The organism is Sinobaca sp. H24, from assembly GCF_023845525.1.
This window is the reverse complement of sequence record NZ_JALBWT010000012.1, coordinates 1-12,248: the sequence shown is the minus strand read 5'-3', so window position 1 is coordinate 12,248 and position 12,248 is coordinate 1. Positions and strand designations below refer to the sequence as shown.

Genomic DNA, 12,248 nt, shown 5'->3' with positions numbered 1-12,248 from the left:
CTGGTTCTTTGAAAACTGGATAGCGACAACGAAACAAACAAGACCAAGCAAGCCCTGCATTATGCAGGCGCCAGCTGTTTTTTGTACGGAAAAACGGTTAAGTAAGAAAGGGCGCACGTGGATGCCTTGGCACTAGGAGCCGATGAAGGACGCGACGAACGGCGATACGCCCCGCGGAGCTGTAAGTGAGCTGTGAGGCGGGGATGTCCGAATGGGGGAACCCACTATCGTTAATCCGATAGTATTTCTACCTGAACATAGGGTAGATAAAGGCAGACCTGGGGAACTGAAACATCTTAGTACCCAGAGGAAGAGAAAGCAAATGCGATTTCCTGAGTAGCGGCGAGCGAAACGGAATCAGCCCAAACCAGGATGCTTGCATCCTGGGGTTGTAGGACACTCCATCGGAGTTATCAAGATCAGCGATAGGCGAAGCGGCCTGGAAAGGCCCGCAGGATACGGTAACAGCCCGGTAGCCGAAATCGCTGATCCTCCGGAGTGGATCCTGAGTACGGCGGGACACGAGAAATCCCGTCGGAATCCGGGAGGACCATCTCCCAAGGCTAAATACTCCCTAGTGACCGATAGTGAACCAGTACCGTGAGGGAAAGGTGAAAAGCACCCCGGAAGGGGAGTGAAACAGATCCTGAAACCGTGTGCCTACAAGTAGTCGAAGCCCGTTTATGGGTGACGGCGTGCCTTTTGTAGAATGAACCGGCGAGTTACGATCGTATGCCAGGTTAAGCCGAAGAGGCGGAGCCGCAGCGAAAGCGAGTCTTCAACGGCGTATTAGTATGCGGTCGTAGACCCGAAACCGGGTGATCTACCCATGTCCAGGGTGAAGGTAGGGTAACACCTACTGGAGGCCCGAACCCACGCAAGTTGAAAATTGCGGGGATGAGGTGTGGGTAGCGGTGAAATGCCAATCGAACTCGGAGATAGCTGGTTCTCCCCGAAATAGCTTTAGGGCTAGCCTCGGATTAGAGTCCTGGAGGTAGAGCACTGATTGGACGAGGGGCCCTTCCCGGGTTACCGAATTCAGTCAAACTCCGAATGCCAGAGACTTGTTGTCCGGGAGTCAGACTGCGAGTGCTAAGATCCGTAGTCGAGAGGGAAACAGCCCAGACCACCAGCTAAGGTCCCTAAATCCGCATTAAGTGGAAAAGGATGTGGAGTTGCTTAGACAACTAGGATGTTGGCTTAGAAGCAGCCACCATTGAAAGAGTGCGTAATAGCTCACTAGTCGAGTGACTCTGCGCCGAAAATGTACCGGGGCTAAATGCGGTACCGAAGCTGTGGAGGATCCCCCTCGGGGGATCGTGGTAGGGGAGCGTTCCAGGGGCCGTAAAGCCAGACCGTGAGGACTGGTGGAGCGCCTGGAAGTGAGAATGCCGGTATGAGTAACGAAAAGAAGGGTGAGAATCCCTTCCGTCGAAAACCCAAGGTTTCCTGAGGAAGGTTCGTCCGCTCAGGGTTAGTCGGGTCCTAAGCCGAGGCCGAAAGGCGTAGGCGATGGAAAACAGGTTTAAATTCCTGTACCACCTCCTTTCCATTTGAGCAATGGGGGGACGCAGGAAGGTAGGGCAAGCGTGCTGCTGGATATGCACGTCCAAGCCGTTAGGCCGAAGAGCAGGCAAATCCGCTCTTCATCAAGGCTGAGCGGCGATGGCGAGGGAAATTAAGTACCGAAGTTCCCGATCCTACACTGCCAAGAAAAGCCTCTAGCGAGGAAAAAGGTGCCCGTACCGCAAACCGACACAGGTGGGTGGGAGAATTCTAAGACGCGCGGGAGAACTCTCGTTAAGGAACTCGGCAAAATGACCCCGTAACTTCGGAGAAGGGGTGCTCTTTCGGGTGAATAGCCCAGGAGAGCCGCAGTGAAAAGGCCCAAGCGACTGTTTATCAAAAACACAGGTCTCTGCGAAGCCGCAAGGCGAAGTATAGGGGCTGACACCTGCCCGGTGCTGGAAGGTTAAGAGGAGAGGTTATCCCCTTTGGGGAGAAGCTTTGAATTGAAGCCCCAGTAAACGGCGGCCGTAACTATAACGGTCCTAAGGTAGCGAAATTCCTTGTCGGGTAAGTTCCGACCCGCACGAAAGGTGCAACGACTTGGGCACTGTCTCAACGAGAGACCCGGTGAAATTATATTACCTGTGAAGATGCAGGTTACCCGCGACAGGACGGAAAGACCCCATGGAGCTTTACTGTAGCTTGATATTGGATGGTTGTACTGCTTGTACAGGATAGGTAGGAGCCTTGGAAGCCGGACCGCTAGGTTCGGTGGAGGCATTGGTGGGATACTACCCTGGCTGTACGACTATTCTAACCTCGGTCCGTGATCCGGATCAGGAACAGTGTCAGGTGGGCAGTTTGACTGGGGCGGTCGCCTCCTAAACAGTAACGGAGGCGCCCAAAGGTTCCCTCAGAATGGTTGGAAATCATTCGCAGAGTGCAAAGGCAAAAGGGAGCTTGACTGCGAGACCTACAAGTCGAGCAGAGACGAAAGTCGGGCTTAGTGATCCGGCGGTCCCGTATGGAAGGGCCGTCGCTCAACGGATAAAAGCTACCCTGGGGATAACAGGCTTATCTCCCCCAAGAGTCCACATCGACGGGGAGGTTTGGCACCTCGATGTCGGCTCATCGCATCCTGGGGCTGAAGTAGGTCCCAAGGGTTGGGCTGTTCGCCCATTAAAGCGGTACGCGAGCTGGGTTCAGAACGTCGTGAGACAGTTCGGTCCCTATCCGTCGCGGGCGTTGGAAATTTGAGAGGAGCTGTCCTTAGTACGAGAGGACCGGGATGGACACACCGCTGGTGTACCAGTTGTTCCGCCAGGAGCATCGCTGGGTAGCTACGTGTGGACGGGATAAGTGCTGAAAGCATCTAAGCATGAAGCCCCCCTCGAGATGAGATTTCCCATCACGCAAGTGAGTAAGATCCCTTGGAGATGACAAGGTAGATAGGTTTGAGGTGGACGTGCGGCGACGCATGGAGCTGACAAATACTAATCGATCGAGGACTTATCCAACAACTTTTTCCATTCGGATGTCGCTATCCAGTTTTGAAGGAACCAGCCTTGTCCGGTGACGATAGCCAAGAGGTCCCACCCGTTCCCATGCCGAACACGGAAGTTAAGCTCTTGTGCGCTGATGATAATTGGGGGGCGACCCCCTGTGAAAGTAGGACGTTGCCGGGCCAATGCAAGCACTTTTCCCTTTTGGGAAGAGTGCTTTTTTTATATGTTCTTTTATACTATACTTTCTTTTATATAGAGCTTTTCTTGTTTTATTCATGAACGGGAGAGATTGGGGGACTTATTATGGAGTCTATCTTCGATTATGATCTGGTCGTTATCTTTATCCGACTTTTAGCTGCCGCTGCTTTAGCTGGTATCATTGGAATAGAACGGGAGATTAAGCGTCACCCCGCAGGTTTTCGAACTCATATGCTTGTAGGGACCGGGGCATGCCTTGTTATGGTTATGGCACTGTTCGGTTTTCAGGATTATCTTCGTTTAAATGAAGATATTGTTGCATATGATCCTTCCCGGCTTGCTTCCTATGTAATCAGTGGGGTGGGTTTTCTGGGAGCTGGAACAATTATTGTGCAGGGCGCTTCTATTAAGGGGCTGACCACTGCAGCGTCCATATGGGTGGTTGCTGCTATTGGGCTTGCCGCCGGCGCCGGGATGTATATTCCAGCGGCTTTTGCTACGCTGATTGTGCTGCTTAGTCTTCTTTTATTGAATAAGGTGGATCGTTTATTCCACCCATTTTCCACGCCAAACTCTATTACAGTGACTATGTATAAATATGCAGGTTCACTGAGCAGTGTTATTCAAGCGCTTGAAAAACAAAAAGTAACAGTATCAAAAGTTAAAGAACAAAAAACCGAAGAGGGAAAAGATACGAGAATATTTACTATTCATGTGGAAGTGCCAAATTCTACTAAGCAGGCTGACTTATACGAAGCGCTCTATTCTCAAAGTGGAACGGTGGAAGTTGAAGTTACAATGACTATAACTTGAAATAACTATGTATTTGTATTATATTAAAGTCAAAGATAGTCAAGGTCAATACCTTGTTATTGTTACGCGTTAGACCCTATAACGGCAGCGGACAGGAGGGTAAACCAATGAAGAATATATCAGATATTATTGAGCACTACCTTAAACAAACGTTGACACAGAGCGAGAAAGATTTAATAGAAATAAAAAGAAGTGAACTGGCCAAACAGTTTGAATGTGTGCCTTCGCAGATTAATTACGTCATCAGTACTCGTTTTACCATTGAAAAAGGTTATGTAGTAGAGAGTAAACGAGGCGGCGGCGGGTATATACGTATTATCCGCATTAAAGTAGATGACCACGTAGAATTGGTAGACCAGATTGTTGAACTAATTGGCAGCAAGGTCGATCAAGTCTCTGCTGAGAGCATCTTAATGAGACTGTTTGAAGAAGAAGCTATCTCTAAAAGAGAAGCTAACATTATGCTTTCTGCCGTAGACCGGACAGTTCTGGCTTTAAAAAATCCGGAGGAAAGAGATTTTCTCAGGGCCCATTTATTAAAAGCAATGCTTCAAAGTCTTCGGTATCGATAAGCTTACTACAGAAAGGAGGGCTCAGCCATGCATTGTCAGGAATGCCAGCAGAGGCAAGCTAGCCTTCATTTTACTAAAATAGTAAACGGTCAAAAAACAGAAGTACATTTATGCGAAGAGTGTGCACGGGAAAAAGGGGAAACGATTCATGGGACAAACAGCTATTCCATCCATGATCTGCTTTCCGGTATTCTAAAATTTGATAAACCATTAAAAAACGACACGTCATATACTAATACACCAAAGCCGCTGGTGTGTGATAACTGCGGTTTGTCTTATGAACGATTTGTTAAAACCGGGCGTTTCGGCTGCACGCACTGTTATGAAGCTTTTGAAGCAAAGCTGGATCCTATCTTTAAGAAAGTACACAGCGGAAATCTCCGTCATCATGGGAAAATACCTAAGCGGTCCGGAGCTCAAATGCAGGTCCAGCGCGAAATTGATGAGGAGCGTCAAAAGCTGAAAGATCTGGTGGCAAAAGAAGAATTTGAAAAAGCAGCTTCGATCCGTGACCACATCAAAGAGCTTGAGCAGCAGATGAAACCGAAAGGAGAGGAAAGCTGATGTCTCTGGAACGTTTCATATCAAATGCACTGAGCCCATGGATGAAAGAAGAGAGCGGATCAGAGAAGGATATTGTGTTAAGTACAAGAATTCGTTTCGCCAGAAATCTTAATGATTATCCATTTCCTATCATTTCTTCCGAACACTCTGCGGAGACGCTGAGAGGTTTTGTTTCTAAAGAGCTGACAGAAAATAAGGAGAGCTTTGCAGGCAGTCTGGAACTATTAAACATGGAAGAGCTTTCTAAAAATGAAAAAAAGATGCTCGTTGAAAAGCATTTAATCAGCCCTCATCTCGCAGAACGAAGTACAGCCGGAGCCGTTCTTCTGAATGAAAAAGAATCGGTCAGCTTAATGGTGAATGAAGAAGACCACTTAAGAATTCAGTGCCTGTTTCCGGGATTTCAACCCGAAGAAGGCCTTCGTTTCGCTAATGAGCTCGATGATTGGGTAGAGAGCAAAGTTACCTATGCATTTGATGAAAAGCGGGGCTTCCTGACAAGCTGCCCGACAAATGTAGGCACAGGAATGAGAGCATCGGTTATGATGCATCTTCCTGCGCTTGTGATGACAAAGGCTTTAAACCGGTTTCTGCCAGCTATTAACCAGCTTGGTTTTGTAGTCCGGGGCATTTACGGAGAAGGAAGCGAAGCACTTGGAAATCTTTTTCAGATTTCCAACCAGACGACCCTTGGAAAATCAGAAGAGGATATCGTGGAAGACTTACAGGGAATTGTCCTTCAGATTATTGAACAGGAGCATGAAGCAAGACGTTCTGTATTGAAGACGTCCCGTATTCAAATAGAAGACCGCATCTTTCGGTCATATGGGATCCTATCAAATAGTAGGATTATAGAAACAAAAGAAGCAGCAAAACGTCTATCTGATGTGAAACTTGGTATTGACCTTGATTTGATAAGAGACATAAAGGGTAATATTCTAAATGAGCTGATGATTCTCATGCAGCCTGGATTTCTACAGCAGTATGCAGATCGGCCGCTCGAAGCTAAAGAGCGGGACGTGAGGCGTGCTTCTCTAATTCGGGAGCGGATGAAAATAGAACCGAGTTAACAGGGTTCAGCTATTCTTCCGGCATTTTTAATGTAAATAGAGGATTTATTTTTATATATTAGGTACAATCAACTAAAGAACTTAACTAACCTACGGAGGTGCATGGATATATGATGTTCGGACGATTTACAGAAAGGGCACAAAAAGTACTAGCCCTTGCACAAGAAGAAGCCATTCGCCTTGGCCATAACAATATTGGTACAGAGCATATTTTACTCGGTTTGATTCGGGAAGGGGAAGGTATTGCCGCAAAAGCCCTTCAAGCTCTTAATTTGGGAACAGACCAAATACAAAAAGAAGTAGAAGCCTTAATCGGTGCCAGCCAGGAAGGTTCTAAAACTATTCATTACACGCCGCGTGCTAAAAAAGTTATTGAACTTTCAATGGATGAGGCAAGAAAGCTTGGTCATTCCTATGTAGGTACAGAGCATATTCTACTTGGATTAATCCGTGAAGGCGAAGGAGTGGCGGCAAGAGTCTTGAATAACCTCGGTGTCAGTCTTAATAAAGCCCGTCAGCAGGTTCTTCAGCTTCTTGGAAGCAATGACGGTTCAGGCAGCCATCAACAGCAGCAGTCAGGAGCCGGTGCATCCAATGCGAGTACTCCGACGCTTGACAGTCTGGCACGTGATCTTACAGCTGTAGCAAAAGAGGAAGCTCTTGATCCGGTAATCGGCAGAGCAAAAGAAATAGAGCGTGTTATTCAGGTATTGAGCCGGCGTACAAAAAACAACCCGGTCCTTATTGGAGAGCCGGGTGTTGGTAAAACGGCAATTGCAGAAGGTCTTGCACAATCTATTATTGCTAACGAAGTACCGGAAATTCTCCGCAACAAGCGGGTCATGACTCTTGATATGGGTACAGTAGTAGCTGGAACCAAATATAGAGGGGAATTTGAAGACCGTCTTAAAAAAGTGATGGAAGAAATCCGCCAATCGCAGAATGTTATATTGTTCATTGATGAGCTCCATACCTTAATTGGTGCAGGTGGAGCAGAAGGTGCTATTGACGCATCGAATATTCTAAAACCATCTCTTGCACGTGGAGAACTGCAGTGCATTGGTGCTACGACTTTGGATGAATACAGAAAGTATATTGAAAAAGATGCGGCTCTTGAGCGTCGTTCCAGCCTATTCAAGTGGATGAGCCAACCACAGAAGAGTCCGTTCAAATCCTTGCCGGCCTGCGCGATCGTTACGAAGCCATCACCGCGTGAAGATTACAGACGATGCAATTGCAGAAGCGGTAAAGCTTTCAGACCGTTATATTCCAGACCGTTTTCTTCCAGACAAAGCAATTGATTTAATTGACGAAGCGGCATCAAGAGTAAGACTTCGTTCGTACACAGCTCCTCCAAACCTTAAAGAGCTGGAACAGAATCTCGAAGAAACAAGAAAAGAAAAAGATGCAGCTGTCCAGAGCCAGGAGTTCGAAAAAGCAGCATCGCTTCGCGACAGCGAACAGCGCCTTCGTGAAGAAGTAGAAGATATGAAAAACAAATGGAAAGAAAAGCAAGGCCAGGAAAACACAGAAGTAACAACAGAAGACATTGCCCAAATTGTTGCAAGCTGGACTGGTATACCTGTTTCTAAAGTGGCAGAAGAGGAAACGGATCGTCTCTTGAGAATGGAAGAGATTCTCCATGGCCGTGTCATTGGTCAGGATGAAGCAGTAAAAGCTGTTTCCAAAGCTGTCAGAAGAGCAAGAGCAGGGCTGAAAGATCCGAAACGTCCAATTGGTTCCTTTATTTTCCTCGGTCCTACCGGTGTTGGTAAAACAGAATTGGCACGTGCGGTCTCTGAAACATTATTTGGAGACGAGGAATCAGTTATTCGGATAGACATGTCCGAGTACATGGAACGTCATTCCACTTCCCGTTTAGTTGGTTCTCCTCCGGGCTATGTAGGATATGAAGACGGCGGCCAGCTTACAGAGAAAGTGCGCCGCAATCCTTACTCTGTTATTCTGCTGGATGAAATTGAAAAGGCCCACCCTGAAGTATTTAACATCTTGCTGCAGGTACTTGAAGATGGTTTCCTAACGGATTCCAAAGGCCGCAGAGTAGACTTCAGAAATACTGCTATCATCATGACCTCCAACGTTGGTGCAAGCATGCTGAAGAAAAATAAATACGTCGGGTTTGCTACGCATACAGACGAAAACAAAGATTATAACAATATGCGTGATAAGGTAATGGGAGAATTGAAAAATACATTCCGCCCTGAATTCTTAAACCGTATTGATGAAATCATTGTATTCCACAGCCTGGAAAAAGAGCACATTGAAAAAAATTATCGTTCTCATGGCTGAGGAATTGAAAAAGCGTGTTGCCGAACAGGGCATTGTTTTTGATCTTACCAAGAGCGCTCAGCAGAAAATTGCAGACGAAGGGTACGATCCGGAATATGGAGCAAGACCACTGCGCCGTTCCCTTCAAAAGAACGTCGAAGACCGCCTTTCCGAGGAGCTTCTACGCGGAACGATCGAAAAAGGAAGCACTGTTGTTATTGATGTAAAAGACGGAGAATTCATTGTGGTTACAAAATCAGGAGCGAAAGCATAAAACAGTTTTTCTGGAACAACTGTCCGGAAGTGCGTATTCGCACTACGGGCAGTTTTTTTCATCATACGCATGCTTAAGGTTATAAAATCATTACTTAAGAGAACGGGAGAGTATATATGGCCAAAACTAAAACAAAATTCGTCTGTCAGGAATGTGGATACGAAACGACTAAATGGATGGGACGCTGTCCTTCCTGCAATCAATGGAATACGCTTGTGGAAGAAATGGAGACACCCTCAGCTGGCAAAGGCGAGCGGCGGTCTTTTAATGAAAACAATAATCAGCAGCCTCAATCTATCACCAAAATAACAGGAGACCAGGAGCCCCGAATTAAGACGTCCATGGAGGAATTAAACCGTGTACTTGGAGGCGGAATTGTACCGGGTTCTCTCGTGCTCGTCGGCGGTGACCCGGGTATTGGTAAATCGACTCTTCTTCTGCAGGTCTCTGCTATTTTGGCAGCCAGACAGAAAAAAGTACTTTATATTTCAGGGGAAGAATCGATTAAACAGACAAAGCTTCGAGCGGACAGGCTCCATGTGACATCAGACACGTTGTATGTCTATGCAGAAACAGACATGGATTATATCGAAAAAGCGATTGATAATATCAAACCGGATCTGGTCATCATTGATTCGATTCAAACCGTGCATCAGCCGGCCGTTACATCAGCGCCGGGTAGTGTAGCTCAAGTGAGGGAATCCACCTCTGCATTTATGAGAATTGCCAAAAGCCGTAATATTGCTATATTTATTGTAGGCCATGTTACGAAGCAGGGGTCTATTGCAGGACCAAAACTACTGGAGCACATGGTAGATTCGGTTTTGTATTTTGAAGGAGAACGTCATCATACGTTCCGAATTCTTCGGGCTGTCAAAAATAGATTTGGCTCTACAAATGAGATTGGTATTTTTGAAATGAAAGAAGCTGGACTGGAGGAAGTGAAAAATCCTTCGGAGATTTTCCTGGAAGAGCGCACGAACGGCATGGCGGGGTCTGTCGTTGTCGCTTCGCTGGAAGGCACCCGGCCCATTCTGGTAGAGATGCAGGCATTGATAGCACCATCGAGCTTTGCCTACCCACGTCGTACAGCAACGGGTGTGGATCAGAACCGGATTGCTCTATTGATGGCGGTGCTTGAAAAACGTCTGGGGATGCTGCTTCAAAATCAGGATGCTTATATAAATGTAGCCGGCGGTGTAAAGCTGGATGAACCTGCGGTTGACCTTGGAATTGCGGTCAGCATTGCGTCAAGCTTTCGAAATCATGCTACGTACCCTGGAGATATTGTTATCGGTGAAATCGGCTTAACGGGGGAGATACGCAGGGTATCGAGAATTGAAGAAAGAGTACGGGAGGCCGCTAAGCTTGGATTTACGAGAGCCATTATTCCTAAAAAAAATATGGACGGCTGGACGCCTCCTGCTAAAATAAAAGTCGTAGGCGTAACGACATTAGAAGAAGCACTGGATACAGCTATATCCAGATAATATGCGCAGAAAAGGAAGAAACAGATCATGGAGGTCGTAAAAATGGAAGAAAGCCGTCATACGTTTATGAGAGAGGTGCTGCGCTATATTGCTCCGGGAACGGAGTTAAGGCGTGGTATAGATAATGTGCTTAGAGCGAATACAGGAGGACTTATTGTTTTAGGGTATACAGACCAGTTGAAAGAAATGGTAGATGGCGGTTTTTATATTAACTGCGCGTTTTCCCCGGCTTATTTATATGAGCTTTCCAAAATGGATGGGGCCATTATTTTAACAGCCGATGGTTCTAAAATTTTATATGCGAACACACAGCTTGTTCCTAATAACGATATTCCTTCGAGTGAAACCGGCATCCGCCATCGAACAGCCCAGCGTGTAGCTAAACAGACGGGAAGCCTGGTTGTTTCCGTATCACAGAGACGACGGGTTATTACCCTTTATAAAGGGGAACACCGCTATTCCCTGCGTGAAATGGAAATGATTTTAACAAAAGCCAACCAGGGTATTCAAACGCTTGATAAATACAAGTCGGCATTGGATCAAAGCATCATTAACCTGGGAGCCCTGGAATTTGAAGAAACCGTGTCATTTCAGGATATAGCCCAGGTTCTGCATAGAACAGAGCTTGTTCTTCGCATCAAAGAGGAAATTCTTAATTATGTGCTCGAGTTAGGTACAGAAGGCCGTCTGATTACCATGCAGTTAGATGAACTGCTGGCTGGAATGGAACAGGAAACAAATGACCTAATTAAAGATTATGTTAAAGATACCCAGACCAGTCCGGAAGCGGTATTAAAAGGTCTCGCCAAATTGAACCGAAACGAACTGCTCAATGATAACGTAATAATGAGAGTACTGGGACACCCTGAAGCAGCTACCATACAGGACCAGTCTATCTCCCCTCGCGGCTATCGCATCTTAAATAAAATCAAGCGTCTTCCGCCATACATTATCGAAAATGTTGTCCAGGGGTATGGAAGCCTTTCGCTTATTACCGAAGCAACCATTGAAGAATTGGACGAAATTGAAGGAATTGGAAGTGCGAGAGCGAAGAAGATTAAAGAGGGCCTGCAGCAGATCCAGGAACAGTTATTTTTAGAAAGACATGTATAATCAGGAAGTAAAATCATGAGATTAGGGTATTAATTCTAATAAGGAGGTGGATGGCACGGTGTTACGACTTATTGTACAGCTATTTTTGATTTTGGCTGGGGCTACGCTGGGATTCATTTTTATTCCTGATATTATATTTTTATTTAATCTTACATCGATTCCTACATGGCTGGCCAGCCCGTACATTGGCGGTATAGTAGGGGCGGTTCTTTTCTTTGGAGCTACCTTTTGGCTTGCGGATTACATCGTAAAATGGATGAAGCGTTTAGAAGAAGCTATCTTAGGAGCGCCGATTACAGATGTTTTATTTGGAACACTAGGACTGGTTTTTGGCTTGTTTATTGCGTTTTTAGTTACGATTCAGCTGAATACGCTGCAGATTCCTGTAGTGAACTCTGTACTGCCCGGCTTTATCAGCTTTTTTCTTGGGTATTTCGGGTTCCAGCTTGGATTTAAGAAAAAAGATGAATTAATGGGCCTTTTTACTTCCACGCGTCAGGCAGAGAGAGACAAAGAAAAGCAGGAAGTTCCAGCCGGCTGGGGAAGCAAGGACAAAATTCTCGATACAAGTGTTATTATCGATGGACGGATTGCTGATATCTGCCAGACCGGATTTATCGAAGGGAAAATGGTTATCCCGGAATTTGTATTGGAAGAGCTTCAGCACATTGCTGATTCTTCGGATGTATTAAAGCGCAATCGCGGAAGACGTGGTCTTGATATTTTAAACCGTATTCAAAAAGAGCTTGATAATGACGTGGAAATCTTCGAAGGTGATTTTGAAGACATACAGGAAGTCGACAGTAAGCTCGTGAAGCTGGCTAAAGTAAGAGAAGGCATCGTTGTAACAA

7 protein-coding genes, 2 rRNA genes and 1 pseudogene are annotated in these 12,248 nt (G+C 46.2%); all 10 read left to right on the top strand.

Translation table 11 applies throughout. The annotated features are described in order from the left end of the window. Positions 1-95: 95 nt before the first annotated feature. Positions 96-3,026, top strand: a 23S ribosomal RNA gene (locus MMY81_RS15975). 51 nt (positions 3,027-3,077) lie between these two features. Beyond that, positions 3,078-3,194 (top strand): 5S ribosomal RNA (gene rrf / locus MMY81_RS15970). A 123-nt stretch (positions 3,195-3,317) separates the two neighbouring features. Continuing rightward, complete coding sequence (locus tag MMY81_RS15965; protein ID WP_252313657.1) at positions 3,318-4,025, top strand: MgtC/SapB family protein; 708 nt, start codon at positions 3,318-3,320, stop codon at positions 4,023-4,025. A 107-nt stretch (positions 4,026-4,132) separates the two neighbouring features. Then, complete coding sequence (locus MMY81_RS15960) at positions 4,133-4,597, top strand: CtsR family transcriptional regulator (protein ID WP_252313656.1); 465 nt, start codon at positions 4,133-4,135, stop codon at positions 4,595-4,597. A 27-nt stretch (positions 4,598-4,624) separates the two neighbouring features. Further along, entirely contained in the window at positions 4,625-5,161 is a 537-nt protein-coding gene (gene mcsA, locus MMY81_RS15955) for a protein-arginine kinase activator protein McsA (RefSeq protein WP_252313655.1), read from the top strand. Continuing rightward, complete coding sequence (mcsB, locus tag MMY81_RS15950) at positions 5,161-6,231, top strand: protein-arginine kinase McsB (RefSeq protein WP_252313654.1); 1,071 nt, start codon at positions 5,161-5,163, stop codon at positions 6,229-6,231. The genes mcsA and mcsB overlap by 1 nt, the downstream gene beginning before the upstream one ends. Before the next feature lie 110 nt (positions 6,232-6,341). Beyond that, positions 6,342-8,794, top strand: a pseudogene (clpC, locus tag MMY81_RS15945) (ATP-dependent protease ATP-binding subunit ClpC). A gap of 116 nt (positions 8,795-8,910) precedes the next feature. After that, positions 8,911-10,284: a DNA repair protein RadA gene (gene radA / locus MMY81_RS15940; RefSeq protein ID WP_252313653.1), complete on the top strand. Its 1,374-nt coding sequence runs from the start codon at positions 8,911-8,913 to the stop codon at positions 10,282-10,284. A 27-nt stretch (positions 10,285-10,311) separates the two neighbouring features. Further along, positions 10,312-11,397: a DNA integrity scanning diadenylate cyclase DisA gene (disA, locus tag MMY81_RS15935; protein WP_252313652.1), complete on the top strand. Its 1,086-nt coding sequence runs from the start codon at positions 10,312-10,314 to the stop codon at positions 11,395-11,397. A 58-nt stretch (positions 11,398-11,455) separates the two neighbouring features. Further along, positions 11,456-12,248: PIN/TRAM domain-containing protein (locus tag MMY81_RS15930; RefSeq protein WP_252313651.1), on the top strand; the 793-nt coding region annotated here is incomplete at its 3' end.